This window comes from Prosthecobacter sp., assembly GCF_044227185.1.
GTDB lineage: Bacteria > Verrucomicrobiota > Verrucomicrobiia > Verrucomicrobiales > Verrucomicrobiaceae > Prosthecobacter.
This window is the reverse complement of sequence record NZ_JBGAFO010000001.1, coordinates 239,391-265,630: the sequence shown is the minus strand read 5'-3', so window position 1 is coordinate 265,630 and position 26,240 is coordinate 239,391. Positions and strand designations below refer to the sequence as shown.

The window sequence follows — 26,240 nt, the reverse complement described above, 5'->3', positions numbered from 1 at the left end:
CGGAGCTAATCAGGCCGCTTAGACAATTGGGAGAATGGTGGTGGGAATGTTGCCTTCAAGTCGGTTAATCATCCGCTGTCGAAACCAAGCCGTAGCGTGTCATCTCATTGTGAACCTCAACAAGTTCGCGGTTCAGCTGTGTGACATATTCTTTAGCAACCTGGCAAAAAAGATCATCACGTACTTCTTCGAGTTGAATTTGAAATTTTCCCTTCTTAAGGCAAATGATAAGCTTATTAAATGCACTTTTGACATCATTCGGCTTATCCTCTGATAATGGAATAAAAACTCCTTCATCACCTGATTCAATATGAATGAAATATTTGTCGTCTTTAGATTTTACGCTGGCTTTAATCTGTTCCATAAATTATTCCCCTTTCTCCGAATGCTTCTTCCCCGCCTTCAAGCGTTTTCATACTGACCTTTTTCCAGTCAAGCTGGTCATGGTGATTGTCGGCATTGATCAAATTATTTGAAAAAGGATTACCAATGTACGTGGTATAACCTTCTTTTCCGTGACACCGATAAACCGAACTGTACGGTAGCGTTCTTACAGCGATGTTGGCATCGTGCGTCGAGATAAAAATCTTTTTGCCGGTTCTGGCGCGCTCCTTGATCAGTGGAACGATGACGTCATTAATGTACTCATTGCCTAAACTGCGTTCCGGCTCATCTAATATGTATATGTCTTTTTCTGCGCCCAGTTCCTTTTGCAACATTACCATTGATGCCTCGCCGCTTGATGGAATATACTGGCTACCATCCAGCATAAAACGTCGGTTAAAAAGAAGCAGTTCTTGGACTGTTTTTATGTTTTCGACTTCCTCAATGGCGTTTAGGTCAGCGATGCAGCGAAACAAAGAATCATCGTAAATACAACCGGCGATTTGGCGGATTTGCTTTGAAAAGTTCTTCTGAGTCCCTTTCTTCACGCTGCTAAAGCTCCAGAACGCACTATCAGTCACAGCGCCAGTCTGGAATCTAAATTCAGTATGGTATTCTAAATTGCCTTTGTTGGTCCCAAGACTACCCACGTTCTCTTGCAAACGAGGTATTTGCGCGCTTAAGCTCTTGATAATTTCATTTGCCGCGATCTCAATCTTAATCCGATTGAATGCATAATCCCGAAAGCCGGTAGAGGATGGTTTTGCGGGCACGCCTGTTTTTCTCGCGATCTCTGTTCGGAATGCGGCGATTGCCGAGTTGAGCAGACAAACCTCTTTCCATGTGGAGTAGTGAATCCATTCCCTTTTGCTTAAGCGAGAAACGAGATCAGAAAGGATTTGTGACAGCTCTCCATGTTCCTCTTCAGTTAATTCCTCTTTTATAGACTGATGTGATGTTAAAAACTGAAGGAAATCATATGTTTTGTTTCTTGCTTCATGGGTCTCTGAAAACTGATGTCTGAGACTAGTTTCTTCTTCCGGCTTAAGATCCTTCAACAAAATCTTTTTGGCATTTCGATTTGTGGTTGTTGCAGAAAAGTGGGCAAAGTAGCTGCTCACGCTTGTGACTGTCACCTCCGCAGCTTCACGGATTTCTTTGATTTCGTTCGTGCAATAGTTAATGCCAAAGTCGTTAAGGTTAACTGTCAAATTTTTGCCTCTGGTGTCGAAAATTTCGTCCAGGCGGTCGCTCGCCGAAACGTAAACATTTGTACAAATTCCATTGTCTGAATAGGACTTGGCGATGGCCTTCAATATGCACGACTTGCCGGTTCCCTTGGGTCCGAATATTATGTTGATGTCATTGTAGACCTTCAGCTTCAAGATTGCACTGTCTTCAAATGGAAGAAGGATGAGTTCTTCACATGTCTTTTTATTGAGGATCGTATTGATCGTTGTGGGATCCTTTTTTAAAAGGAGGCAAAAGTGCTCAAAGCTTTCCACCGGCAGGCGAAGATCGGGGAGCTCGCGCGAAATGTCTTTGTACTCTGCCCAGTCGTGAAGATCGGATCCGTATATCGAAGCATGGCCATGCGATATGTAAATACCCGCTGATATTGCGTTTGCTACCTCCTTGATGACAAAACAGGGATTTCTCGTTCTGCTTTGTAAAGCTAGAATTCCCTCGTCAGAGAGGTTTGGCTTCTTTTGTTTGTAGTGGGCCACGTACAAAGGACAAAGTTCGTCAAATGCATTTAGGACGTCCTCGATCGATATCAAAAAGTTGTCAGGTGTGAACCCATGGGTTACCCGTTCAACTATGCTGGAGAATTGATCTACGACTGATGGTGACACAATTACCAATAAGTGACCTCTGGATTCCTCCTCTTGGATGTCGAGTTCGATTCCTGGCCATGCTTGGGCCTCTGTACCTAGGCGAGCCAAAATCTCTTTATATTGATCCAGATCGAATACATTATGGTTAGTGATGCCGATGATTTTAACATCGGTGGAAAGAACGGCCTCACAAAAATCTTGCGCTGAAATATTTCGTGTTAGAGCATCACCTGTTTTGCACTTGCGGGTGTGGGTGTGGATATCGATCTTCATGGGTTAATGATGGCAGCGAAGGATCGGCAGAAATTTGAAGCATTGGGAAGTCTACGGGCGAGACCTAGTCGAGGTTATTGACAGGAAAGTGGATAGCAAGGCCAAGTGAACGGCACAAGCAAAATTATTATACTGCAAGCCTATAATGCACCCAGATGACTCAGTGGACTTCCTAGCGAATATGGCCCTAAATGTGTCTTCGCATCTTGTTTTTAACCGAAGGTCGCGCTTTTTTAAGGGCCGATTCATTCTCCTCAATCGCTGCATCAAACAGAGCACGGAGGAACTCGGCCTTGTTTTCATAGCCTTTCAGGGCAGCGATTTCGGCCAGAGCCTTGTCCTTGTCGGCGCTGATGTAGGCTCCGGCAAGTTTGGTTCCGGCTTGTCGTTGGTTGGGCATCTTTGAAAGGGGGAGGGGACGTGACCTGATTCAACCGAAATTGACCATTCAAACAAGTGCAGCAGCAGCCTTTTTCACTTCTGCTGCATTCATTTGGTGCAGTGAGTGCAGATGCAGCAGCAGTGCTATCTTAAGCACTGCTGCAGCGCTGTATGCACTCCTTGCTGAACAACCAGAGAGATGACGAACCCATGATGAAGCTGGTGCTGCTGCTTATTTTCACTCGCAGCTTCGTCGTGAATGATGCCGTTGTTGTAAGGCTTTAAAAAAATCTGAGATGTAAACGCATGTGCTGAAACCATTCAAATTCAACCCTTGGGAGGATGAATCATATTGGGCAGGAATTTGATGTGGGTGGTTCCTGTTTCAGTTTCCCCTTTACTGCGTTCTCCTCCCCGTTAGCATTTGAACAGTTCTGGGAGACCAGAACCGGGGCTTGATAACCTCACCATAGGCGGTCGACGTGTGCCGCAAACACGTCGCTTCACGACCATGCACAATGGCCGGGAGGCGACGGCGTATGTCCAGAGCTTCGGCTTAAAGGCCGTCGCGGCTGGCCTATGGCGGCTTATCAACTCTCCGGCCACCTCGGCGGATTCATCAGAGTCCGCCTTCTTGGTGGCGAGTTTTGAATCTTGCCGCCATGTCCATCCGAGCCATATCCCTTGCCGCTTTCGTTGTGCTGCAGTCCTTCAATGGATTTGCACAATCCCCCACACCTCCAGGCACCCTCGTTCTGGACAAGGGATGGCAGTCAGCGGCTCAGGGTGGTTCAGCAACCATGGAGGATTTGGGTGTGTTGCTCTCCACCTTCGCACAGCCTTCCTCAGACACGTCGAAGGCACCCAGGATCAAGCTCTACCAGAATGTTACGTATTTGATGCCCTACGTGGAAGCCAGAGACCAGCTCCACCTCATTCAAAAGGTCGTTCCAAAAATCAAGGTGGTGTGTCCAGGGTTTCCAAAAGACTCATTTTTCCACTACGGTTTCGATGGGATCTTCGACGGGCATTTCAACAAGCTTTACCTGGTTGTGGACAAAGCGGATCAAGTTGTCGCGGTTCAACTGGTGACTGAAGCTCCCAAAGCAGACCTGGTTGATGCTCCGTATAAGGAAACGGTCTGGCACTGCTACAACTTCGTTAACGCACGAACGAAAGCGAGCAGACGGCTATGGATCGACCACAAGCCCTTCTTTCAAGACGAGCGGGGATGGAAGGAATACAGCGCCAAGTACACCTATGGACAGCCAAAAGGGCCTGTGGATGTGCTGAGGATTGACAGCCTGCTCATGAATCCAGATCTCACCACAAGCGGAAGCCGGGGATCAAATTGGAAGCCATTGGAGGCAGTGAGGCTTTATCTGCCGAAGCCGATTATGGAGCTGATCCTGTTCAACGTTCGCGCCACTTCAAAATGAAAGCTCTACCCAATAAACCAGAGATCGAATCGTGGCTGAAAAACTCATGGTCACGGGTTCTTGTGTTCCTTCAAAAGATCAGGGAGAACAAGAAGGTCAATGAAGCTGTCTCTCAAGTGCAGCAAAAAGTTGGCCCTGAATGGCAAAAGATACGTGATGATGCGAGGGTGAAGGAGGCGGTGTCAAAGATCCAGCCCTATCGGAGAAAGATCATTGCAGGCGGTGTGGCGGTAATTTTCGTGTGGTTAATGCTGCCTTCGGGTTCAGCTGGCAAACGCGCAACGATTCAATACTGGGCTTCGATCAACAAAATTGCTGAAAGAGAGTCTGCCTCTGTCACTGATAAACCGCTTGTTGGAGATGAGCACCAAAGCAATGCGATGGTAAAAGCTCAGGAGCTTTGCGACATGATGAAGAGAATCCGGAACGGGATTCTTGATCTCCCGATGGCAAACGTCGATGAGGAGTTGCTCAACTATGCTCACAATGTAGTCGAGGCATCTCAAAAATTGGAGATTGTCACCACGAAATTGAGCAACTTTGTCTCGGAGGTAAAAATAGAAGACGAAAATCTCGGAAGTTTCGACAACCTCGCTAAACACTTCTTTCGTGGCTTTTCCGGTGATTTCACCACATCCTTTAAAGAGATGGAAAACCTCAAGGGGGAGCGCAAAACTAGATGGCTTCTCCTCTCAAGTGAACTGACATCTGCCATGGAGGGTATTCAAAAAATCCAATCCGACCAAATGCCGCTGAGAGCGCTGTTGACGAAGAGGTATGGGGTGGAGTTCAAATAACCCCCCCCTCCCTTAAAGCTGATTCATTGCGGGTATAACAAGATGATCAAAGAGGCCATCCTCTGCGACACATCAACCTCATACCACACCCACAATGAAAAAGGCAATCGTCATCCTCTACATCGTCGCAGCAACTCAAGCGCTCGGCACCATCATCGCATTCGCCGTTGCTTATAAAATCATGGACCGTGCTTTCTATAAGGCCGGCGAGAGCATTGGCGAAATGGTGATCAAAGTCTGTGATCAGCGTTACATTCAAAAGTAGCGCCATGTCCAGACCGAAGCACTACAGTCCGCAGATCAGCCGGTTTCTGGTCTCCGTCATATACCATGAAGCAAAACACCAGAAGATCCCCATGACAAAACTCGTGGATCTTCTTCTCCGGCAATCGCTTCAGGGCTCAGCGGGATGGATTACAGCGACCACCCTCAGAGAAGCAGACATCAGCACTCCACCACGTCCTGAGCTGCCAAAAGCGGCTTAGAACTCAAAGCAGCACCCATCCACGCATCAAGCCAGGCCATCACAGGTCTGGCTTTTTTTCGTGCCTTCATCCCACCACCACATCAAAACACCATGGCCATCAAACTCAGCGCCAACTACAGCAAGAAACTCGGTCTCCCCCACTACAGCAGTCACAGCTTTGCGGCTTCTGTTGAGATCGAGTTGTCAGACATCAGCCAGGTCGAAGGAGAAGTGCAGAAGCTTTATCAGCTCCTGCAACAATCGGTCGATCAGGAAATCCAGCATCCCGGCTTTGTACCGGCCGCCAATGACCGCCCCAACAACAACGGTCAGCAGCGTCCCCAGAACAACGGCCGCACCTATCAGCTCAATGGCAACGGTCGTCAGAACAGCAACGGACAGCATCAGCAGCAACCAAAAGCTGTTGGTGATGCCTGGAACTGCACAGACGGTCAAAAGGGGTTTATCCTCCGCATCGTCAACGAGAACCCCAGCATAACTAAGCAGGTGGCCGAGGAACTGTCCCAGCAGCTCTTTGGTGCCGGCGTAAAGCATCTTAACAAGATGCAGGCCTCACAGCTCATCGAAGATCTGCTGGTCAAGGCCGGTAAACCAGCGCCTCGTCAAACACGCTGGCGGCAACAACAACCCACCAACCACCAAGCGGCATGAACACACTCGCTGAAGCTCCCCACAAAGAGCCCAGCGAGAAGGAAATCCTCACCGGCTTGCAGGAAAAGGTATCGGCTTCTCGCCTGTCCTTATTTCTGCAATGCCGGCTGAAATTCTTCTTCCGCTACGTGCTCAGGCTCAAAAAGCCAAAAACACCCTCGCTCCACGTCGGCAACTCAGTTCACTCTGTTTTGAAGACATGGAACAAAGCACGGTGGCTCCAAAAGCCGCTCACACTCAAGCAGGCTCACAACGCCTACATTGAAGCATGGTCGGACACCTCAGAAGGCATGCCTGTCTGGGAAGCTGGTGAGGAAGATGCAGAAAAAACAACGGGATGGCGTCTGGTAGAAACCTACCTGCGCGAATCCCATGTTCCTGCTGATTTAAAGCCGGATGCCGTTGAAGTCCCTGTGGAGGCTGATCTCGTCAACCATGGTTTACCCCGGTTGATTGGCATCCTCGACCTGGTCCAACGTCGGCAGATCATCGACTACAAGACCTCGGCCACCACGCCCAATCCAGAAAAGGTCGCCCACACCACTGAGATTCAAACCACTGGCTACGCCATCCTTTACCGTCACAACACTGGTCAAAAGGAAAGCGGCATGGCCCTTCATCACCTGGTCAAACTCAAAAACCCCAAGGTCGTCATCACCACGATGCCACCCATGACCAGACATCAGGAAAACCGGCTCTTCCGCCAAATGGAAGCTTACGTCACAGGACTCCAACATGAGCAATTTGTTCCTTCACCGGGGATGCATTGCTCGTCCTGTGAGTTCTTCAACGAATGCCGCAGACATTGAACCCCACAACCCCATCAAATCATGAAACACATCCTCACACTCATCATCGGCCTGCTCCTGTTTTCGCCAACAGCACATGCAGGCTGGTTCTCATTGAAGCCTGATCCTTTGCTCGTCATGCAAATTAAGATCGATGGACTCGAAAACAAGCTCGCCGCACAAAACCAAAGCCTCAACCGCTGGCAGATCGCTACCGGTTCTCTGGCTGTCGGCTGTGCCTTCCTGCTCATCCTCGGAACTGCCCTCGGCTCCAAAACACGCAAACACTTCTATGACACATTCACCCGACGAATGGGAGGATCAACACCTTCCCCCGCATCCCTCAACGGTCGTAAGTCCCACATGGCCCAAGCGACTGAAGAAAATGTTCACGCAACATTGGCGTCCTAGACCGTTACCCGCACCCGTAGTCGATAATGAACTCCCACACCTTAACGGCATCGAAAGAGCTGCTGAGGTGATTCGGTTCATCCTCACCACACTGGAGCACTGGCTGTCTCCGTCTGGTCAGCTTCGTGAGTTCGTCAAAATGAACGCACGTCTATCCATCGCCATTGCTGTTCCTGTGGTCATTGTGGCGCCGTTGGTCACACTGGCACTGGAACAGCTCAAAAGCTGGATTGCACTGCTGAACTCGACCATGAGCAGCTTCATTCTGTTCCCGTTGTCAGTCCTGCTCTGCATCCTTCTGGTGTCGGGCATGGTGTTCATCGGGCGCAGCATTTTTGTCATGCGCATGCGCTCCAGCCAAAGGCGTGACCCCTACGGCTACTAACACTCCCCAACGACAAAACCCAAGAGCCGGATGATCCCAATAGCGGGGTTGTCCGGCTCTTTTCACTTAAAGTAGTCCCCACGAGAACTGAGATTCAAGTCTGCGCTTCTTCATCATTAGGCGAACCAAGCTGATCTAGTTCCTCAATCGACGTGATTTGTTGTCTGCAGGTCATTTGTGATGCGTCCAAAGGCTTGAGTAGGGTGCGCACACCATATGCACCTGAACGGGAAGGAGCCGTATCATCAATATCAAATGGAATATCAAAAACATAATTCTTTCCATTCTGCATTTCTTTTGTGACTTCAATAGAATGGGATCCGTCGCTGTGCTTGCTGACTAACCATTTATCTTTGATCGTATCCGCCCCAAATGAAACCTCTGCTTCCAGCCAAGTGATGTCGATATTTTGGTGAGCCATGATAGAAATCTAGCCAAAAGACGCCTCCACTCCACCGCTAATTACAAGCTTTGGTCATCATTTCGTCTGACAATGTAGGCTGGTTCGGATTGCTGAACCCTCCTACAGGAAACATTCCTCAACTCTTAACGCCCTCAAGCCCATGTGTCCTTAACCGGCGCATGGGCTTTTTGGCGTTTAACCCACAACCCCAAACACCCATGCAACCCATCGCCCTGCCCATCGCGGAGCTCAAAGCCGCACTTCTAGGCATCGGCAAGGTCATCAACCATAAAGCCACCTTGCCCGCCCTGCTCTGTGTCAAAGTCGAAAGAACTCACGAAGGCTGGATCGCCCTCACCGGATCTGATCTTGACCGTTTTGTGACTCTCAGACTTGAACACCCATCTGAAGGACCTCCTCTCGCTGTGCTCATCCCGTATGACCAGCTCTATCAGCTCACCAAAAGCTGTGACAAAGCCGAGCGCCTTCTCATCGAAAACACACCTCAAGGCCCAATCATCCGGTTCGCCCTTGCTGAAAACCTCGGTGCCTCCAAGGTCAAACCGGTCTCCTTGGAGCTGTTTCCGCAGATACCACGCATCAAAAGCGAAGCCGTGGTCCTGTCTCCTGCCGTTCGTGAGTCTCTTCATCAGGCTCTCGATTGCGCCAGCTCAGACCAGACTCGCTACATCCTCAACGGTGCCTTCATCGACGCCAGCAACCCCAAAGCCTTCAATGTGGTAGGGACAGACGGAAAGCACCTCTTCAGTGCCAATTCGTTTACCCTGCCCATTCAAAGCTCTGTGCTGATACCCTCCAACAAGTTCATCGGCTGGAAGGAGTTTAATCAGGACGGGGAATGGCAGATGAAGTCCGATAATGAATTCGTTCAGCTCTCCTCAAGGCGCTGGAGGTTCATAAGCCGTCAGATTCAGGGCAAATATCCTGACTGGCGCATTACCGTTCCAGACCAGCGTGAAGCCAAAACACGCATCACCCTGGACCCGGCCAAACTGGAGGCACTGATCAAGCTCATTCAGCGTATGCCCTGTCACGACCCAGACCGATACCAAACCATCGGACTAGAGTGGGCCAAGGGACAGCTCCTGCTCCTCGGCAAAGACGTCGACAATGAAGGCTGGACACGAGTTCCGGTCTCTGACGTCAAAGCAGAAGGACCTGAGGTGACGATCTACCTGAGCCGTCGCTTTCTCATCAAGGCTCTCGGCTTCGGTCTTAACACCATCAGCCTCATCAACGACATGAGTCCGCTCCGGTTCCATACCCAGCACAAGCAAATGATCGTGATGCCGCTGAGAATGACCGCACCAGACCCAGCACCATCCAAACCGGTGAACATGCCACCACCTCGGCCTGTTTCACCACAACCCACCCCCAAACCCATGCTCCACAGTCCCACACCCGATACACCACCTCCCTCCGACGGACAGAAAACGCCCATGGAAGAAGCCATCGATATGACCTTGCTCATTCGTGACAAGTTCAACGAGGGCTTCAACCTGCTGCGCGATCTGTCGTTGAAGCTTAAAGTCATCAACCGTGACCAGAAGGCCAGCGCCAGGGAAATGCAGTCTGTCCGATCCACGCTTCGTTCTCTCCAAGGGATGAAGCTGTGATCGAACCTCAAACCCCAAGGAGCCAGACATGCCTAACCGGTGTGTCTGGCTTTTTTATGAAACGCATCTCGTCCATCGTCTTCGACAGACACGAGAAACTGAAACGAGCCACCATCATCACTCCACTCGGCACCATCAAAGTCGAATGGAAGAATGGTTACTGGATCTCCTCTGGTGACCTGGCTGCTCGTCTACTCGCTGTCCCTGTCATCCAAAGAATCGAGCGCATGGTTCAACACACCTGACGCTCCCAACCCCAACACAGAAAGGAAAACACCGTCATGATCTCGAATCTTGACCCGCTACCCCCACCACCCCCAACACGTAAAAGCCCCAACCTCATCCTGCATTGTGGCGCCTCTCATGTGGACCTCAAAGACGTCCGCAAGGTGAAGACTCCGCATCCCACACCAAGCTGGCATCCGATTCCTCACCACGAGTTGATCGCTACCGTCCAGAACACCCTCAAACGGACCAACCTTCGCATTGGAAAACAAGCCCATTCCCTCTCCCACGAAGGGAACAGGTATTTCGGGCTCATGGAAATACATACGAAGCGAGAAGCCCAAGGAGAGGATTATTGCTGGATCCTCGGACTCAGAAACAGTCACGACAAGATGTTCCCCGCTGGTATTGTTGCCGGTGCTGCAGTTCTGGTTTGCGACAATCTTTCCTTTGCTGGAGAGATCAAATTCGACAGGAAGCACACACGCTACATCAACCGTGACCTGCCCCAGCTTGTTTCACGGTCGATTGGCAAACTCATGGCGAAATGGCACCAGCAAGACACCCGCATCTCCGCCTACAAAGAGGCTGAGATTGATGACGTTAAAGCCCACGACCTCATCATCCGCTCTGTGGACGTTGGTGTTTGCTCCAATCGTTTGATCCCCAGCGTGCTTCATGAGTGGCGTGAGCCAAAACATGATGCCTTTGAGGGGAGGAATGTCTGGAGCCTGTTCAATGCGTTCACGGAGTCTCTGAAAGATGGGAATCTCCAAGAGCTGCCGAAACGCACAGAAGCTCTCCACGGGCTTCTGGATTCGTACGTTGGCTTGTCTGCGTGAAAAGGGAAGAGTCTCCGTTTCGGCTTCATGCTGGACAGGGGCTCTTTTCTTTAGCTAGTGGAATCCTCCACGGCAACGCTAGGACAGAAATGGTTGTTGCCGAGGTCTTATTTTAAGAGGGATATTCCTTGGATGTGTTAGTATCCAATTGGGTACTAAACTCTCGGCAGAATCGGCTCACCTGGCATTGAATGGGACTAGAAACATCTTACTTCCAAAACTGGAGGACCTCCAGCACTCGCCGAAAATATGTTTTTGATGGCGGAGAAACGACAACCTCTGCCGCTGCGGCTGATGCTGAGTGATGTGTTGAAGTATTATTCTCCTCTTCTTGAGACTTTGCTCTTCGCTGGTGATCTAAGTGCATACGCTGGGTCTCTTCCCTTCCATTGCGAATCTCTGCATTGGACCAGTCGTCAGACCACACTACTTGGTTTTGACGAACCCAATAATGGGATCTGCAGGCGAATGACCAACATCCGATCGAAGGATACAGAGACACTCCGTCTTCAGTGTACGAAAGTTCCCAACCCGCACGTTTAAGTGGGGTCACAACTTTGTTGCCACACCCGCAAGCGCACAGATGAATCACAGTAGCAAACTCCATGGAGACATAGAGCACGCCTTGCTGAAGCGGGTTCGGAACGGATAGCACGAATTCCGGTTCAAGTATCTGAGCCGTTTTCATGGGGTATCTGCGTTGATCAGGTGATTGGCATGTACGGAATATACCGAAAAATGCTCTCCATCTTCGTCGGCATAAAAACCCATAAGTTTTTTCCACTTTATCACTGCCATCGCTGCGTTAAGCGAGTTCAGTTCGGCCACTTGGATATTCGTTGCGTATATGGCCTCGCCCTCGGGTTCCCCAAATGAAATCCGCTTTTTGGCCGTGATGTGATCCCTCATTTCTGGCGTGCTGGTAGTCACTTGTAGCGAACCGATAAGCTGACCACTAGAAGAAAGGTTCAAACCCATTCCGACATCGATGAAAGAGATACCGAATTTTTCGAGATTCTCAATCAGCATGCGCTTCGTCGGGCCGTGGTCCAGGCAGAGAAACACAAAGGTCATCGACTGAAGTTTATGGACATTTGCTTCGCTGAGCTTTTCGGCATGAGCGTAAAGGTGCCGACGCATTTTTGAGTACATTGCCTGAAAGTAATGAACTTTTGTCTGCCTGAGCACCAGTTCATCAAATGAAGCCGCTCCAGGAGCCCGGAATGCGTTGTGGTTCGCAAGAATGTCCGAGTCAAACAGATGGATCTCACCGATGGGGGTTTTCGCCAGGAGGTCGAGGACATATGATCCGGTTCCACCGAGGCCGACAATGGCCACCCGAGGGACAGCCAAGCGTTCGGAGAGCGCTCCAATGCCGGCACGGCTGGAAGCGGTATCGATGTAACAGAAGACAGAATGCTGCTCATTCCCTTGGAAGGGAGGAAACGTTCGCGCATCACAGGAGGGATCTAGCTGCCGCGCCGGTCCCGAAAGCTTATCCACATATGAAGTCATTTTGTGATAATAATCGGAATACCCCACGCCACCGTTGGGTTTGCTTGAAAAGGAGTGTTGGCTGCTCAAGCCCGGACAGTGCACGGTTTCTTGGCTTTGATGCCTTAGATACAGAAGTGGCTGCCCCTTGTGGTTGCAAGGATACTCGCCACAGAAGTGAGCTACATGAGTTCCCATTTTTGAAATGAGGTTGCCCGAGAGCGGCAAGTCAGAGATCAACTTTCCGGTCTTTACGGTATTGTCTGGGGCCACGTAGGGAACGTCGTCCACGACGAGAAATCCTCCAACAATAGAGATGTTGAAGCCCTCGTCGCGGAGACGCTTTAGCTCAGGATTATGATCGATCGTTTGGTGAGACATCAAAGCGCATTCCTTCCTTCAATTTGACTGGAGTACCGTCTTCAACCAAAAGGCCTTCTGAATTCTCTGGCGGACCTTTGCGGTAGTTGACTGTGAAGTGGACATCATTCCCGACTGGAAGAGTCGGATAGGCTAGTGCAATCACCTGTTCGTAGTTGATCACAGCAAGTTTAGTTTTCTTCGGCTCAGTGTTAATGTAGATCGTGATTTCTTTTTGCTCGCAACCTTTGCCACGCGTGTAGAACACAGGGCCTTCATCAAATTTGAGGAAAGTTCCGGAGGCAGTCACCTCGTCCACAGGTGATTGACTGTCCCGGAAAAGGTCGACAGCGGTAGATAGACTGAAAAGCCCACGGATTGAATCGCTGGTCTGCTCGGACACCAAGGTGATTTCAGGGCGATCGTCGACAAACCATGCCAGCTTTGGGCGACCCACACAGCCACTATGCCTAGTAAACTCACAGGGAGGCATTGCCACGAACACATTTCCCTCAGCAAGATCAAGGAGCTCCTGGTCATCGTATGCTACATCGCGGCCGGAGTCGTGGTCGCGCACAATCACATGATCTGGGGGAACGCCTGCTTGGGTCTTGAGGACCAACGCTTTAACTCGACGCGACGGTGCATAAACGTTTTCATCGTTCACGAGGGCCATCCACTTGGACGCGGGTTGGCAGGTTTGCGTATGGTTTTCCTCAGCGGCGCCGAGGCTTGAGTGGGGGGGATGCGTAGTTTGCATTCACAGGAGTAACGCCGCCCTGTGACAGAAGACTTTTTGCCTCGGTTGCTTGCATTTCCTCCCCCTGTGTCACAGGCTGTCGTTACCACGCTACAATGCATACTGTGCAAAACCCATTTTCCGACGAGTCAGACGCTTGTCTTCTGTACCTCATTGGCGAAGCTGGCAGCTCGGAAGCAGATCAGGACCTGGCCAACAAAGCTTTCCGCGAGTTCCATCAGCGCCATTTTGGCTTTGTCTGCGCTGTCCTTGACCGGTATGCCCGCCAACTCGAAACGGTGGAGATCGACACCGGGCTTTTATGCAATCAGGTGTTTGAAAAAGCCTACCGCAAAGCACACAGCTTCAGCGACAAAAGCAATAATGACAAAGAAGCGTGCCGGAAACTCGTCAGGGCATGGCTAGGAAGGGTGGCGTCCAATCTTGCCCGGGATGCATTGAGATCGCTCGCTAGGAGTCATCCTGGAATCACCATCGTTCCACTGGCAGCTGATCACGACATCGTTATTAATGTGGACGAAACCCGCGATGACGAGACTCCCACTCCCCGCAAAGAGCTGAAAAAGTTGCAGGAGCTACTCCAGCAAATGAAGCCCGAGGAAAGGGACATTCTGCTTACCTATGCCAATTTCGCGGAGTGCAAAGCAGGCGGAAGAGAGCTGCCCTCCAGTGAGCGTGATGCCCTTGAGCAGCGAACAGGCTATGAGCGAAGCACCATACGCCAAAAATATCGACGCCTCATTCTGCGCCTGCAAACCGAGCTTGCCCCCGCCTCATCAACCACCAGCCATGTTTTGACCCATGTCTAGCCAATCCACAAATCAATCCAACGACGATCTTCGGCCGGAAATCCGCAAGGCGCTTGTCGAGATCGGAGCTGTTATTCCCACCACAGTTTCACAGGTATCCTTGGCCGAACGACACATGGATTGCCAGGTCAGCCAGAGCCAGATCGACGCCTCTTTTGCGCAAATTGAGCAGATGCTGACTTGGCAATCTTCTGCAAAGACCGCAGTTCCTGTCATGCGGTATACGACCGACGCAGCTTCCTTCACGGGGTTGGCGCTGGCTGCGCGCAACGGCTCTGAAATTGATGAGGCTACAAGGTCCAAGATCGAGGCCGACATCGCCGATGCCAATAGAAAGCAGCGCGGCCAATGAAATTCAAACTGCATCACCAGCGTGAGCAAGAGCTGCTCGAACTTAGTGATGACGTCGCAAATGAGTGTACTCAGACCGGGCGTGTCTGCCCAATAAAAATCTGCAAGGACAAGAAGATCACTGTTGTTCATGGCAATTATGGTGTCGGCAAGTTTGATGGACTGCTGGCTCTCCGCGATGGTGCATGGACCATATTGTGCAACCTGGACAACGGCAATACCCCGGGTTCATCACGCGAACGCTTCACCATTGCGCACGAACTTGGGCACTACCACATACCGGAACATCGCAAGCAGTTGCTGGCCGGGTGTCCGTCCCATGGCTCAAACACTGGGGCGTTTGACGGGGCTGACAGCATCGAGGAATTGGAAGCAGATACTTTTGCTGCTAATCTACTCATGCCGCCCAAGCGATTTGTGCCGCGACTCCGAGCGGTGAAGGAGACCCCTCTTTCGGCGGTTCTCAGGCTAAGGCAGGAGTTCGACACCTCACTTGAGAGCACTGCCATTCAAACGATGCGGCACGATGACGGAGTGTTGGTGATCACTAAATGGGTCGATGAATCGCTGGCGTGGCACCGCATAGCCGAAATGGCGTTCAAAGCCGATGGCTACAGAAGCTTTAAGCTGAAGCATGCATTCCAGCTTCAACGAGATTGTGCCATCGCTGCTGCGCTTCGGGACGCCGAGGATAAATATAACGGTGGTCCACATGATTGCGTGGCCCCGGCGTACTTTTATTTTGATCGAGTCGCTGCAGGTGATAAGCGAGACATCTTGATCCGAGAGGAAGCTATTAGAAATGGAAGATTTGGTGTTCTGGGCATTCTTTCCCGATACCTAAATTAGTACTGAATCTTGAGTCTCTCAGAAGGCGTTGAGCTGGGAAGCTGTGCCGAATTTGGTGCCAGAAAATCAACCATGGCTTACTCTCGAATGGAGGGTGGCAGTCATACTGATGGCTTCACAATCCTTTTTTGCACCCGGCAGATCGGATTGCAGACATGATTTTTTTGCAATTGCACCGAAAGTTCGGTTTTAAATTTTAAGAAATGGTCTCCTGATCACCCGCCGGAGAATCAATCGCTCGATTTCCTTTTAAAAGAAGAAAAAGTCTTGAATGGATTTAAATAAAATCGTAGTGATAAAATAAGTATGAGCTACGAGAAAAGGCGCGAGAATTATATCCAACTTGAGAAGGCTCGAAAATCCAAGCTCATTTGCTATGTTACGGGAACACGGGCGGGCCTTGAAACCGCAATAGCTCCGGACACCTATACGCTGATGGCTCAGCATCTGGATGAGATTGGCCCAGTTAAGAAGATCTCTCTATTCCTCCTCACCAATGGGGGGCAGACAATGGCAGCCTGGAGCCTGATTAATCTGATAAAGCATTATTGTGATGATTTTGAAGTCATCGTCCCCTTTCAGGCACTAAGTGCCGGAACATTAATGTGTCTCGCCGCCGACAACATTGTGATGGCAAAACAGGCCACTCTCGGCCCCATCGACCCGTCAGTGAATCAGCCGTTGAACCCTCAGCATCCAAACAATCCAAACGTTCGCATTCCCGTAAGTGTGGAGGCAATTCAAGGTTATTTCGATTTGGCAGGTGAAGAATTGAAAATTTCCGACCAAGCAGAGAAGGCCAAAATTTTCTTAAAGCTTGCCGAATCTATTCACCCGCTTGTGTTAGGGACTGCATTCCGTGCAAGGACCCAGATCCAGATGTTAGCACGTAAGTTGCTTATGGGCAGGATGGAGGAAGTCAAAATTGACCGCATCATCAAGTTCCTCTGTTCTGATTCCGGAAGCCATGATTATCCGATTCATCGGCGGGAAGCTCGCAAAGAATTGGGACTACCCATCGAGACCCCCTCAGTTCCGCTGTATGCGCTTATCAAATCCACCTTTGCAGCCATCGATGAAGATCTACAATTTTCCGGTCGGCTCGATCCCAATTCAGTTTTGGCTGGCGGAAATGAGCGCGAATACTCGTATACTCGTGCGATCATTGAATCCGTGGGAGGAGGGTCGCATGCTTACTTGACGGAAGGAAGGTACCAGCGCCACAATCCTTCGAACGGTGGAGCTCCGGCAATTCAAGACATGCGACTGTTTGAAGGATGGAAACACTCCCCCTCTGCCCATCTGCCACAAACCGACAGCCAAAAGCCCTCCCGAAAGCGATCTCCCAAGGCTCCTGAAATTCCAAATGCCCCATGAATACGACCGATTCTCAGTTGTTTTGCTCTATGAGCACTGCGGTGGCTACTTCCATGGCCACTTTGATTGCAAACCTGACCATTCCGATTGATGGAGCCTGGATCCCAACTCCACTATACAGTGCTCAGCAGCCAGCGAATGACGAAGTTTTACAACTCCCCGTTACAGGAAACGGAATTAAAGTTCAGTCAACGGCAGAAGCAGCTTGCACTCAGCTGACTCCCAAATCAGCATTCGATTATGGCGCGTGATGATGTGGCAGGCCACCGCGTCCCCCCTTCTGGGAAACAACTTACTCCACCCCTCGCTTCCGTCGCTGTAACGGCCGGGGTTCGCCTCGCCTTATGGGGACCTGGTGCCGACCATCGCAGAGCCACTTTCCGGAACCTCATTCGCTACCACCTGTTTTTGTCGGCGTAGAACCTTGAGGTGCCGGTAGGACTGGTATGCAGCGGGAGACGTTGGACCGCACGTTGGGTAGTAGCGAGCTATCGATTAGCGTGTTTCCACGAAAACAGGCAGAAGCGCAAACCTGGGCTGAGCCACGATTGTCTTGAGATTGATCTCTGGAACCCATATTGAGCAACGCTTCCATCGCCGAACTCCTCATCCGCGAGGCTGAGATGGTGGAGGGGCATCGAGAGTTGTCGTATCGTCGGGCAGCCCATAGCGCGTTCATGTGGCCCGTTGAGGCTGCTGAAGTGGTTAAAGCTGGACTGTCTTTGACCGAACTCGTTGGAGTCGGGCCTTCGAACGTTCGTAAGATCCTCCGGTGGTTTGATTCGCCACCCAAAGCTGAACCGCCGCCAAAACGGCAGGAATTCTTAACGCTCGCTCAGGCACGAAAGATCCTGGCCAAGAATCCCAAGTGGAAGAAGCAGCTCAAGGGAGACCTACAGATGCACACACAATGGAGCGATGGGGAAGGAACAATCGAGGACATGGCGACTGAGGCTCTTGAACGGGGATATCAATACATCGGCATCACAGATCATACCAAAGGGCTTAAAATCGCTGGTGGTCTGGACGAACTGAGACTCCAGAATCAAGCCAAAGAGATTGCGGCGCTTGTCATTTTCTCTTTTTATCCGGTTTCCGCAGGCGTGAAGCCCCTTGCACGATAACATCCTGCCTGTCTGGCAATACCTTCAACTTCACGGTGACTTTGTGCTTTGTCGCATTGCCTTGGCCCCCTTCTGCTCCCAGGGCCAAAACTTTGAAGTCAACCGCCCCTTTGGCACCGATGGTTCTGCTCGTGGTGATTTCGGTTTCAATCACAATCTCGTCGAGGGCAAACATAGCTTCAAAGCCAGCGTCTCGTTTTTTTGCTGAACGTAGCAGGTCAAGTTTGACGGCAGAAATAAGCTCTGAAAGGAGCATCGGCTTCAATCCGCTCCTGTCACCCTCGAGCGAGGACTCGTTTTGTTTCTTGTTAAACATGTTTTGAGATTTTGGCTTGCTGGAAGGCGGTTTCATTCACCAATCGTCGGAACATTGGGAAATGTGACGCCAAGCCAGTGTCTAATTCGTGGCCGTCTGCAAAGAAGAGGGTATCGAGAAAGCGGATGCCCAAGCACAGTTTTGTTTCCGGCTCGTCGGCGCGGGCAAGATCGTCTTCTGTGGCTGTGGCATCAATATAAATCTCACCAAAGGTGTTTTGGTTCACTGCGTAGATTTCCGGCAGGGTGAATTCAATGATCCAGAAACAGGCGGGCAGGCGGGACAGCAGCTGCCTGCGGACAGACTTGTGAGCCTTACGGCCCAGGTGGTCGGAGTTTTCGCAGAGGTGCTTGATGTAGGCAGACTTGCTGACAAGCTGGGTTCTGAGAACCAGAGTGTCGGGTGTCCATGGATGCTGCTGGAAGTAATTCCGCCAGGGGCTCTTCAGTTTTGCAATCAAGTCCCCGCAGCAGGACTCAAATATTTTTGCGGCCGTGTCTTGGATGTAATAGGGCGCGACTTGGACGATCGAGTCCTTGGGTATGAGCCCGATCACATACTGAATTCGTGTTTTTGCCTGCTCGTCGGGATTGTGTCGCGGATAGTTGAGGTCATCCTCCGTCATGCAGTAGTAAGGCCCCAGGTAGTCGTCGTGAATCACCAGGTGGCATACCCATTCTGCCGTGGTGCGGTAGCGGTGCTCGTCCACGCCTGCGTCTGTCTTCATCGACGAATAGTGCATGGACGCCATCGGGAGCCATTTGTCAGCGTTCAGGGTGTGTCCGACCACGGGCATTATGTGAGAGATGTCCGGGCTTTCCCCGGAAGTCATCTCATCCCCATGGGTGAACACGACCATGGCCGGGATGCCGCTCTCAATCAAAAGGTAAGTAAACTCGTAGGCGTTGATCGACCGCCTTATGCTGCGGTCAAGTATCAGGGGGGTCGCATCCTCGGCCTCGAGCACCTTGAGCACTTCGTCGATGTAGAGCCCGTCTTTGGGCCGGAAAGGCTCCTTGTGCGTTCTCTTCCGCTCGGCGATGGCAATCTCGTTTATCCGCCGTGTTGTGGGCGGCATCCTTGTCTCGCCCTTGCCTGCGTCTACCTGGATGAGCGACATCTTGAGGCAGGCATGCGCGCACACGCAATCAATCCCGTCCTGCTGGACAAAGTAAGAACCGGAAATCTTAATGTTTTTCTTGTTGAGAACGACTGCTAGAATCGTCGATTTGACATGAGAATAGTGTGAAGGAAATTCCACACCGCCATCACCGGTCCCGAGCTCAGGCGCGCGCACGATGGCTTCGTAAACATAACCGACCCGGAACGACTCTGTGCCGTCAGAGTTCCAGCGTTTGAAGGACACGATGACGCAAGTGGCCAAAATGGAATCCTTGTCGAGCTGTTCGCGGATTTTGTGCAGCTGCTCGTCATCCAGTGTCCCGACGGGAGGCGGATCAGAAAGATGATTCGAGAGGAAGGTGACCTGGGTTACTTTGGTCTCAAGATCAGGCTCCTTGTGGCGGAGCTCGTCTGCCAGGTGATTGTAATACTCCGTAAACCGGGGTTCCGTCTGCACTTCCCTATGGATGAGGATCGTCTCCGCTCGGGACTTCCTCATGATTTCACAAATCCGGTGAAACGGGCGCCCCCCTGGATCTCCACCGGCTATCCGTTCTGTGAGATCGAAGTAAGAAGTTCCCTTGGCGTGAAGAGCTTCGACAAGCATCAAGGGCGCGGTTTACTTTGTGTTCCGCAAGCGGCCAAGCCCCAAGGCCCGGCCTGTCCCGGCCTGCGGCGGAACCCTCTCGGGCCTGCCTTTCACAAGGTTGGAACCGCCAATCAGCGTGCTGCTTTCGCCCACCTCATTGGTTCCTCTGACCAGACGGACATGCTGCTCCTTGAACTTTGCGTTCTTAAATTTAATTTGGAATCGAGATTTGGTCAAGGCTGGCAAGGGGCTGGGAATTCGCGGCGGATAAAGAATCGGATAAAGTGGATGTCAATCTCTTCGCGTTAAAAATGTGGAGTGTTTGAAAAGGGCAAGCATCGAAATTCGGCCGGAATCCCACATTAGTCAACAGCCGACAGAGAATCATGCAACACCCGAATGGCACCGAATTAAGGGCATTTTGGGATGATTTTCAAAACGTTTTGTGTCCTAAACACGGCGTAATTCAGAACCATTCATGCCACACCTCAATCATTAGCATCCTGTCAATGAGTATACTTCATGCCGGTCGATGAGCTTCTGGCATGGGTGGAAAGCGTCAGGGAGAGGTTAAGCATGAAGATTTCCAGCCCAAAGTCGTCCAAATCGTCCATGAAGCTGATTCAGGTCCTCCTGTTTCCCATCCTCGCCTTTGCTGATCCTGCCTCCACACTCGCTGGTAAAAATGCCACGTTGAGAGATGAGAAAGGCAGATCTTCGACAACCACCAGCACATCAGGCACCACGACCACCTTCAGAGATGCCCAGGGAAGAACCACGGGAACAGCCTCACAATCGAACACCGACAAAACGACCTTCCGAGATGCACAGGGAAGAACGACCGGCACCAGCACAGTCAGAGGCAGCACCATCACCTTCAGAGATTCATCGGGACGGCTCACAGGAACTGCGACCGTGAAGAAGTGACCAGGGCCGGCGTTCATTGACCAGGCTCCAAAGGATTCCTGCAGCCGTTTCCAGTGATCCTCGACCTGCTTCTTGATGCCGGGGGAGTTCATGAACCTGGCTGCATCAAGGGATGAGCCAAAAAAAAGTGTCAAGAAAGTGTCAAGAAAATCGGCTCAAATGAGAATGTATCTGTCATCATGCGTTTGCATGTGCAACGATTGCCTTCCCTCCAATTCATTGATTCACAGCAAGTTTCATTCATGGTGCCGGAGACAGGACTCGAACCTGCACTTGTTTCCAAACCAGATCCTAAGTCTGGCGCGTCTACCAATTCCGCCACTCCGGCAGGGAGTCGCAAGGGGGGAATGATTCCGTGCACAGCTTCGTGCTGCAAATGAATTATCGGGTGCGTTGAGGACTACGATTCATCCGGCCGGCAGGGCGGTGCGCGGCGGCATCCGTCCGCACTTTCAATCTGTGTCTGGAAGCAAGACGTCAACCCTCGTTTCACCTGCGTCGTTGCACTGCCAGTAGCGTTTTCTCCGAGGCTCGTAGCAGGTCAGCCAGCCTGTGCGGTAAATGCCGCTGTCGATGCACACCGCCGTGCCCAGATGTGCTGGCAATCCGTCAGGCTGGGGCGTGTGGCCGCAAATGATGAGTTTCTCCGAAAAGTGCCTCGGTGGGTGCTTGATGTGCTGCCAAAGGAGTGTGCTCTCGTCCTGGCTCTCCATGGGCACGTCAGGCTCGACATTGGCATGAACGAAAATGCAGTCTTCTGTTTCGTGATAAAGCCCGGTTGTTCGAAGGAGTTCCCAGTGTGTTTCTGGGATGGACCGCAAACCATGCTTTTGATAGGATAAGATTGTCTCGTCTGCTTCACAAGATCCCCCAAAGTTGGAGCCTTCGTTTGAACCATAGGCGGTGAGGAACATCTCCTCGTGATTGCCGCGCAGGCAGATCAAATGCGTTTCCTTCTTCAGCTTCAGGATGCGTTCGATCACTCCACAGGAATCCGGCCCTCTGTCCACGTAATCACCGAGCAGCACGAGTGTATCCTCCATTTGAGGCTTGATGACCTCGAGGAGACTGGTGAAGGCTTTTGAATGGCCGTGGATGTCACCGATGGCGAGCAGTCGAGGCATGAGTTTCCGTGTTCGCGTGGAACAATGATCACAAGTATCTTATCGAACACGCAGCAGACGTGAGGCGATCCATCCGGTGATCAGCACAGTGCACAGCGGCATGAGGCCCACCTTCAAATTCGCGCCGATCCAGGGCAGCCAGCCGTTCGAGTAGGTGGTGAGGGCACTGAAGTACTTCAGGCCAAAGACCCAGCCACCGTGCAGGCCGATGCCGGCCCACAGCGCCCCTGTCTGCACGCGCACCTTCGCCAGCACCCAGCCCACCGCAAAGAGCGTGGCAAATTCAGCCAGGAGAAACTGCACATCGCCAAAACCCAGGGCGATCGCTTTGAGCACCACAAAGCCGCTGCTCCACGTCACCTCGGCATCGCTGATCTGCCAGCCTTCCGGCGGCTTGAGGAAATGCACCAGCGCAAAGACGAACGTCAGCGCCAGCAGGGCCTTCGTCTCCCGCATCGTCCGCAGCAGCAGCCCCAGGAGCAGCCCGCGGAAGAAAAACTCCTCCACGATGCCGGCGCCCAGCGCGGCGGTGACCGGCTCTCCGAGCTTCCACCAGCGCGGGTCAGGGCGCAGATGATACGCGCCCATTTTCAGGAAGATGAATCCGAGCGCCAGCAGCAGCCCCGCGGCCAGCACAAAGCCGGTGGCCCACTGCTTGAGCCCCGCGCCGAACGGACGCCATGCCGGCAGCAGCGCGCGCTCCAGCCGCACCCAGCGCATGAACGGCCAGATGAAAACGATCGCGCACACCAGCACGGCGCGGTTGAAGTACCGCGTGAACTGCGCCCGCTCGATTTCCGCCAGCAGCCACTTCACCAGCCCCGCATCATGAATCGATGAGCTGGAGAGCCAGCCGTGCGCGGCCTTGCCCAGATGGAACAGCGGTGCCGACAGGAGCGCCCCGCCGAGCATGACGGCGAGAAGATAGAGCAGGAGTTTGGGCAGGGCAGGGGAACTGCCGGGGCTGGCGGCTTGCATGGGCGCGATACTAGCGCATCCTGCGCGCTCTCAATGACCAAAAACCAAATCCACGAATGGCATGAACGTCTCGAAGACGGCCGCAAACAGTACATCCGCGCGTACTGGAACTCGCGCGAATGGCAGTTTCGGTATGCTCATCCGGATGGCGAGGCGTGGATGCCGCTGGAAAATCCGCCGCCGCAGCGCTGGCTGGAGCTGCGCGACCTGCTCTTCCGCAAGTATCAGCGCAAAAAGCTGCCCTGGAAATACGTCGAGCAGCTCGACAAGATGCTGCTGGACATGGGGATCAAAGCAGAGGGCGACGAACCGCCCACGAGTGACGAATGACATCCGTCATTGCGCGCCGGCGTTTGTTTTGATCTCGGCGCTCACACCGCCCCCATAGGCCGCGCCAAAACGCATGCCCACCTGCACCTCCGGAAACAGAAAGCGCCGCCCGGCGCGCTCGCTGCGCCGTCGTGAAAGGAAGCCCAGCAGCGCGGCCGCCGCTGCGCCCCCCGTCAGCAGGGCGGGCATGACCATGGCAAACTGCTTTTCCCGCCGCTGCAGCAGGAGGGAGTGTTTCAGCCGCACGCTTTCCATGTTGCGCAGCCGTTCCATCCACGACCGCGTCGCCAGCGCGAGCCTCTCATCCAGCGTGAGCCTGGGCTCCGCCAGGATGCGGCGCGTCTCCTGCATGATCTCCACCAGCTCCGCGGAGGGGTAGCGCTCCCAGAAATCGGGGGCAAAGGACATCGCCCCGCTGTTGCTGGCGCGGTCATAAGTCATCAGCACGGCAGGCTGTGTCCCGCTCCACTCCCGCCGCGTGGCCTGCGCCTGCCGGCGGAGAGTCACTCCCGAAGTGGAGAAGCTCGTGGCCCTGATCCATGCCTGGCACTTCAAATCCCGCGAAAACCGGCTGAGTTCTTCGGCGAGCACCCGGTGCGTTTCAGGCGTCAGGGCCCGGGTCTCATCCAGAATGCCGTCCGCAGGCGCTGCTGTCTGGCCCAGCCCCCATCCGGCCACGGCCAGCCAGACCCCGGTGCAGGCCGGGAGCAGCAGGCGTCTCATGAGGCATGGGGCGGGAGGCATGGGCGGCGTCATCCTGTCCCAAACCTGCCCGGAGGGCAACTTCCGGCACGGCAGCCTATAATATATAGGGATATCCGAAGGCGGAATGGCAGAAAAACCGGGGGATCGGGGGCCGGTTGGCAGGCGCTTGTGAAATTTTTCACAAAATCGCCTTGCCGCTCTTTGGGCAGCGTAGATAGATACCATTCACGCCCGCTACCAGACCCCTGCTTTTCATGTCCACTGTCACCCGAGAATACGAGGCCCCGGATACCGCCGCCAAAGCGGCCCGGCAGCTCGAAGCTGCGGAAGAAGCCACGACGGACATCGTCGGAGAGAAACTGGTGCTCAACATGGGCCCCAGCCATCCCGCCACCCACGGCGTGCTGCGCCTCATCCTGGAGCTCGACGGTGAGATCATCACCAAGGCCGACCCCGATGTCGGCTTCCTGCATCGCGGCGACGAAAAAATCGCCGAGAACATGCACTACAACCAGTTCGTGCCCTACACGGACCGGCTGGACTACCTCGCCCCCCTGGCCAACAACGTCGCGTATGCCCTCGCCGTGGAAAAGCTCATGGGCTGGGAGGTGCCTGAGCGCGGCCGCGCCATCCGCGTGATCTGCTGCGAGCTCGCCCGCATCTCCGCGCACATGCTCGGGGTCGGGGTGTTTGCCATGGACGTCGGCGCCATGACCGTCTTCCTCTACACCTTCACGGAACGCGAGAAGATCTACAATCTCTGCGAGCAGCTCACCGGCGCGCGCTTCACCACCAGCTACACCCGAGTGGGCGGGCAGATCCGCGATCTTCCCAACGGATTCGTGGGCGCGGTGAAAACCTTCCTCGGCGAACTGGAGCCCGTGATTGATGAGATCGACAAGCTGCTCTCGCGCAATCGCATCTTCATCGACCGCACCCAGGACATCGGCGTCATCTCCAAGGCGGACGCCATCGCCTACGGCCTCACCGGCCCCAATCTGCGCGGCTCCGGCGTCGAGCATGACCTGCGCAAGGCCCAGCCCTATCTCGATTACGAGAAGTACGAGTTCGACATCCCCATTGGCGCCAAGGGCGACTGCTATGACCGCTACCTCGTCCGCATGGAGGAGATGCGCCAGAGCGTCCGCATCCTGAAGCAGGTGCTGGCCAGTCTGCCCGAAGGCCCCATCAATGTCGCCGATGCCAAGGGCCTGCTGCCCAAGAAGGAAAAGGTGCTCATGAAGATGGAGGAGCTCATCCACCACTTCATCATCGCCACCCAGGGCATCGATGCTCCCGCCGGGGAAGTGTATTTCGCTGCGGAAAACCCCAAGGGCGAGCTCGGCTTCTACATCAACAGCACCGGCGGCGGTGTCCCGCACCGCCTGAAAATCCGCGCCCCCTCCTTCCTCAACCTCAGCATCATCTCCAAGCTGATCCCCGGGCACATGCTCAGTGACATCCCTGCCGTGCTTGGCAGCCTCGACTTCGTCATGGGCGAGTGTGACCGCTGATTCATCTCCAACCTTTTTCCGAGACACCCACGCATGGCCTTTGAAGTTCCAGCCGAATTGGAAAAACGCATGGATGAGGCGATCTCGCATTATCCCGTTTCCAAACGCAGCGCCGTTCTGCCGCTGCTCCACCTGACGCAGGAGCATTTCCGCTTCATCAGTGACGAGGCCGTGAACTGGGTCGCCGCCAAGCTCGGCCTGGAGCCGATCCAGGTGCTCGAAGTCGTCACGTTTTATCCGGGCTTCCGTCAGGCCGCTCCTGGCAAATATCACATCCGCGTGTGCCGCACCCTTTCATGCGCCATGGCAGGAAGTTACGAGCTGATGGACGCCTTCTGCAAAGCCGGCAACATCGACCGTTCCCATACCGATCACCATCACCCCATCGCCGTCAGTGCCGATGGCAAATACAGCATCGAGTTCGCCGAATGTCTGGCGAGCTGCGGCTTCGGCCCTGTCTGCATGATCGAGGACGACTTCTATGAGAAGGTGGATCCGGCCAAGGCGGGCGAGCTGCTCGCCCAGCGCGCCTGATCGATCATTGCGGCAATAAAAAAGCGCAGCGGCGGA

The 26,240-nt window shown here is 53.1% G+C and carries 32 protein-coding genes and 1 tRNA gene; 19 read left to right on the top strand and 14 right to left on the bottom strand.

The window, feature by feature from the left end; genetic code table 11:
* Positions 1–64: 64 nt before the first annotated feature.
* The 3 genes from ACILSQ_RS01015 to ACILSQ_RS01005 form a co-directional block, all read right to left on the bottom strand.
* The gene (locus tag ACILSQ_RS01015; protein WP_395741704.1) at positions 65–364 is read right to left on the bottom strand and encodes a hypothetical protein; all 300 of its coding nucleotides are present in this window, start codon (positions 362–364) and stop codon (positions 65–67) included.
* On the bottom strand, positions 351–2,495 hold the full coding sequence (locus ACILSQ_RS01010) for a hypothetical protein (protein WP_395741703.1): 2,145 nt from the start codon (positions 2,493–2,495) through the stop codon (positions 351–353). The genes ACILSQ_RS01015 and ACILSQ_RS01010 overlap by 14 nt, the downstream gene beginning before the upstream one ends.
* Before the next feature lie 187 nt (positions 2,496–2,682).
* Complete coding sequence (locus tag ACILSQ_RS01005; protein WP_395741702.1) at positions 2,683–2,895, bottom strand: hypothetical protein; 213 nt, start codon at positions 2,893–2,895, stop codon at positions 2,683–2,685.
* A gap of 643 nt (positions 2,896–3,538) precedes the next feature.
* Here ACILSQ_RS01005 and ACILSQ_RS01000 point away from each other — a divergent pair.
* The 7 genes from ACILSQ_RS01000 (at position 3,539) to ACILSQ_RS00970 (ending at position 7,834) form a co-directional block, all read left to right on the top strand.
* A complete protein-coding gene (locus tag ACILSQ_RS01000; protein ID WP_395741701.1) occupies positions 3,539–4,315 on the top strand; it encodes a hypothetical protein in 777 nt (258 codons plus the stop codon).
* Entirely contained in the window at positions 4,312–5,112 is an 801-nt protein-coding gene (locus ACILSQ_RS00995) for a hypothetical protein (RefSeq protein ID WP_395741700.1), read from the top strand. Before ACILSQ_RS01000 ends, ACILSQ_RS00995 begins: the two co-directional genes overlap by 4 nt.
* A gap of 94 nt (positions 5,113–5,206) precedes the next feature.
* Positions 5,207–5,377, top strand: coding sequence for a hypothetical protein (locus ACILSQ_RS00990; protein WP_395741699.1), 171 nt, complete (start codon positions 5,207–5,209; stop codon positions 5,375–5,377).
* Between the two features lie 312 nt (positions 5,378–5,689).
* Positions 5,690–6,250 (top strand): hypothetical protein, encoded by a 561-nt coding sequence (locus ACILSQ_RS00985; RefSeq protein ID WP_395741698.1) that lies wholly within the window; start codon positions 5,690–5,692, stop codon positions 6,248–6,250.
* Positions 6,247–7,059, top strand: coding sequence for a RecB family exonuclease (locus tag ACILSQ_RS00980; RefSeq protein ID WP_395741697.1), 813 nt, complete (start codon positions 6,247–6,249; stop codon positions 7,057–7,059). The genes ACILSQ_RS00985 and ACILSQ_RS00980 overlap by 4 nt, the downstream gene beginning before the upstream one ends.
* Before the next feature lie 21 nt (positions 7,060–7,080).
* On the top strand, positions 7,081–7,449 hold the full coding sequence (locus ACILSQ_RS00975) for a hypothetical protein (RefSeq protein ID WP_395741696.1): 369 nt from the start codon (positions 7,081–7,083) through the stop codon (positions 7,447–7,449).
* Positions 7,424–7,834 carry a hypothetical protein gene (locus ACILSQ_RS00970; protein WP_395741695.1) on the top strand — a complete coding sequence of 137 codons (411 nt, stop codon included), beginning with the start codon at positions 7,424–7,426 and terminating at the stop codon, positions 7,832–7,834. Before ACILSQ_RS00975 ends, ACILSQ_RS00970 begins: the two co-directional genes overlap by 26 nt.
* A gap of 94 nt (positions 7,835–7,928) precedes the next feature.
* Here the strand turns inward: ACILSQ_RS00970 and ACILSQ_RS00965 are convergent, their stop codons facing one another.
* Positions 7,929–8,255, bottom strand: coding sequence for a hypothetical protein (locus ACILSQ_RS00965; RefSeq protein WP_395741694.1), 327 nt, complete (start codon positions 8,253–8,255; stop codon positions 7,929–7,931).
* Positions 8,256–8,455: 200 nt separating this feature from the next.
* On the opposite strand from ACILSQ_RS00965, the gene ACILSQ_RS00960 reads away from it, so the two are divergent.
* Genes ACILSQ_RS00960 through ACILSQ_RS00950 form a run of 3 tightly spaced genes read left to right on the top strand, consistent with a single transcriptional unit; the run spans position 8,456 to position 10,941 of the window.
* Positions 8,456–9,874 carry a DNA polymerase III subunit beta gene (locus tag ACILSQ_RS00960; RefSeq protein WP_395741693.1) on the top strand — a complete coding sequence of 473 codons (1,419 nt, stop codon included), beginning with the start codon at positions 8,456–8,458 and terminating at the stop codon, positions 9,872–9,874.
* A 56-nt stretch (positions 9,875–9,930) separates the two neighbouring features.
* On the top strand, positions 9,931–10,119 hold the full coding sequence (locus tag ACILSQ_RS00955) for a hypothetical protein (RefSeq protein ID WP_395741692.1): 189 nt from the start codon (positions 9,931–9,933) through the stop codon (positions 10,117–10,119).
* Between the two features lie 36 nt (positions 10,120–10,155).
* A complete protein-coding gene (locus ACILSQ_RS00950) occupies positions 10,156–10,941 on the top strand; it encodes a DUF932 domain-containing protein (RefSeq protein ID WP_395741691.1) in 786 nt (261 codons plus the stop codon).
* Between the two features lie 208 nt (positions 10,942–11,149).
* On the opposite strand, the gene ACILSQ_RS00945 is transcribed toward ACILSQ_RS00950, so the two are convergent.
* The 3 genes from ACILSQ_RS00945 to ACILSQ_RS00935 all read right to left on the bottom strand — a co-directional run bounded on the left by ACILSQ_RS00945 (position 11,150) and on the right by ACILSQ_RS00935 (position 13,462).
* Positions 11,150–11,548: a DUF6527 family protein gene (locus ACILSQ_RS00945; RefSeq protein WP_395742379.1), complete on the bottom strand. Its 399-nt coding sequence runs from the start codon at positions 11,546–11,548 to the stop codon at positions 11,150–11,152.
* Positions 11,549–11,625: 77 nt separating this feature from the next.
* Positions 11,626–12,816, bottom strand: a complete 1,191-nt coding sequence (locus ACILSQ_RS00940; protein WP_395741690.1) for a ThiF family adenylyltransferase — start codon at positions 12,814–12,816, stop codon at positions 11,626–11,628.
* On the bottom strand, positions 12,791–13,462 hold the full coding sequence (locus tag ACILSQ_RS00935) for a multiubiquitin domain-containing protein (protein WP_395741689.1): 672 nt from the start codon (positions 13,460–13,462) through the stop codon (positions 12,791–12,793). The genes ACILSQ_RS00940 and ACILSQ_RS00935 overlap by 26 nt, the downstream gene beginning before the upstream one ends.
* A 188-nt stretch (positions 13,463–13,650) precedes the next feature.
* Here ACILSQ_RS00935 and ACILSQ_RS00930 point away from each other — a divergent pair, with 188 nt between their 5' ends.
* The 6 genes from ACILSQ_RS00930 to ACILSQ_RS00905 all read left to right on the top strand — a co-directional run bounded on the left by ACILSQ_RS00930 (position 13,651) and on the right by ACILSQ_RS00905 (position 18,065).
* A complete protein-coding gene (locus ACILSQ_RS00930) occupies positions 13,651–14,364 on the top strand; it encodes an RNA polymerase sigma factor (protein ID WP_395741688.1) in 714 nt (237 codons plus the stop codon).
* Positions 14,357–14,716, top strand: coding sequence for a hypothetical protein (locus ACILSQ_RS00925; protein WP_395741687.1), 360 nt, complete (start codon positions 14,357–14,359; stop codon positions 14,714–14,716). The genes ACILSQ_RS00930 and ACILSQ_RS00925 overlap by 8 nt, the downstream gene beginning before the upstream one ends.
* Complete coding sequence (locus ACILSQ_RS00920; RefSeq protein WP_395741686.1) at positions 14,713–15,564, top strand: ImmA/IrrE family metallo-endopeptidase; 852 nt, start codon at positions 14,713–14,715, stop codon at positions 15,562–15,564. Before ACILSQ_RS00925 ends, ACILSQ_RS00920 begins: the two co-directional genes overlap by 4 nt.
* A gap of 306 nt (positions 15,565–15,870) precedes the next feature.
* Positions 15,871–16,941, top strand: a complete 1,071-nt coding sequence (locus ACILSQ_RS00915) for an SDH family Clp fold serine proteinase (protein ID WP_395741685.1) — start codon at positions 15,871–15,873, stop codon at positions 16,939–16,941.
* Positions 16,938–17,192 carry a hypothetical protein gene (locus ACILSQ_RS00910; protein WP_395741684.1) on the top strand — a complete coding sequence of 85 codons (255 nt, stop codon included), beginning with the start codon at positions 16,938–16,940 and terminating at the stop codon, positions 17,190–17,192. Before ACILSQ_RS00915 ends, ACILSQ_RS00910 begins: the two co-directional genes overlap by 4 nt.
* A gap of 327 nt (positions 17,193–17,519) precedes the next feature.
* Positions 17,520–18,065 (top strand): PHP domain-containing protein, encoded by a 546-nt coding sequence (locus ACILSQ_RS00905; protein ID WP_395741683.1) that lies wholly within the window; start codon positions 17,520–17,522, stop codon positions 18,063–18,065.
* Here the strand turns inward: ACILSQ_RS00905 and ACILSQ_RS00900 are convergent.
* The 6 genes from ACILSQ_RS00900 to ACILSQ_RS00875 all read right to left on the bottom strand — a co-directional run bounded on the left by ACILSQ_RS00900 (position 18,013) and on the right by ACILSQ_RS00875 (position 23,121).
* A complete protein-coding gene (locus ACILSQ_RS00900) occupies positions 18,013–18,381 on the bottom strand; it encodes a trypco2 family protein (RefSeq protein ID WP_395741682.1) in 369 nt (122 codons plus the stop codon). The two genes, ACILSQ_RS00905 and ACILSQ_RS00900, sit on opposite strands and share 53 nt — an antisense overlap.
* A complete protein-coding gene (locus tag ACILSQ_RS00895; protein ID WP_395741681.1) occupies positions 18,374–20,113 on the bottom strand; it encodes a hypothetical protein in 1,740 nt (579 codons plus the stop codon). Before ACILSQ_RS00895 ends, ACILSQ_RS00900 begins: the two co-directional genes overlap by 8 nt.
* 602 nt (positions 20,114–20,715) lie before the next feature.
* Positions 20,716–21,111, bottom strand: a complete 396-nt coding sequence (locus tag ACILSQ_RS00890) for a hypothetical protein (protein ID WP_395741680.1) — start codon at positions 21,109–21,111, stop codon at positions 20,716–20,718.
* 151 nt (positions 21,112–21,262) lie between these two features.
* A tRNA-Leu gene (locus tag ACILSQ_RS00885) sits at positions 21,263–21,347 on the bottom strand.
* 124 nt (positions 21,348–21,471) lie between these two features.
* Positions 21,472–22,143 (bottom strand): metallophosphoesterase family protein, encoded by a 672-nt coding sequence (locus ACILSQ_RS00880; RefSeq protein ID WP_395741679.1) that lies wholly within the window; start codon positions 22,141–22,143, stop codon positions 21,472–21,474.
* Between the two features lie 39 nt (positions 22,144–22,182).
* A complete protein-coding gene (locus tag ACILSQ_RS00875; protein WP_395741678.1) occupies positions 22,183–23,121 on the bottom strand; it encodes a type II CAAX prenyl endopeptidase Rce1 family protein in 939 nt (312 codons plus the stop codon).
* Between the two features lie 33 nt (positions 23,122–23,154).
* Between ACILSQ_RS00875 and ACILSQ_RS00870 the strand changes: the two genes are divergently transcribed.
* Entirely contained in the window at positions 23,155–23,451 is a 297-nt protein-coding gene (locus ACILSQ_RS00870) for a hypothetical protein (RefSeq protein ID WP_395741677.1), read from the top strand.
* A gap of 6 nt (positions 23,452–23,457) precedes the next feature.
* Here ACILSQ_RS00870 and ACILSQ_RS00865 read toward each other — a convergent pair whose 3' ends face one another.
* Positions 23,458–24,174 (bottom strand): hypothetical protein, encoded by a 717-nt coding sequence (locus ACILSQ_RS00865; protein WP_395741676.1) that lies wholly within the window; start codon positions 24,172–24,174, stop codon positions 23,458–23,460.
* A 236-nt stretch (positions 24,175–24,410) separates the two neighbouring features.
* On the opposite strand from ACILSQ_RS00865, the gene nuoD reads away from it, so the two are divergent.
* Positions 24,411–25,670 (top strand): NADH dehydrogenase (quinone) subunit D, encoded by a 1,260-nt coding sequence (gene nuoD, locus ACILSQ_RS00860; protein ID WP_395741675.1) that lies wholly within the window; start codon positions 24,411–24,413, stop codon positions 25,668–25,670.
* Positions 25,671–25,703: 33 nt separating this feature from the next.
* Positions 25,704–26,204 carry an NAD(P)H-dependent oxidoreductase subunit E gene (locus ACILSQ_RS00855; RefSeq protein ID WP_395741674.1) on the top strand — a complete coding sequence of 167 codons (501 nt, stop codon included), beginning with the start codon at positions 25,704–25,706 and terminating at the stop codon, positions 26,202–26,204.
* Positions 26,205–26,240: the final 36 nt, after the last annotated feature.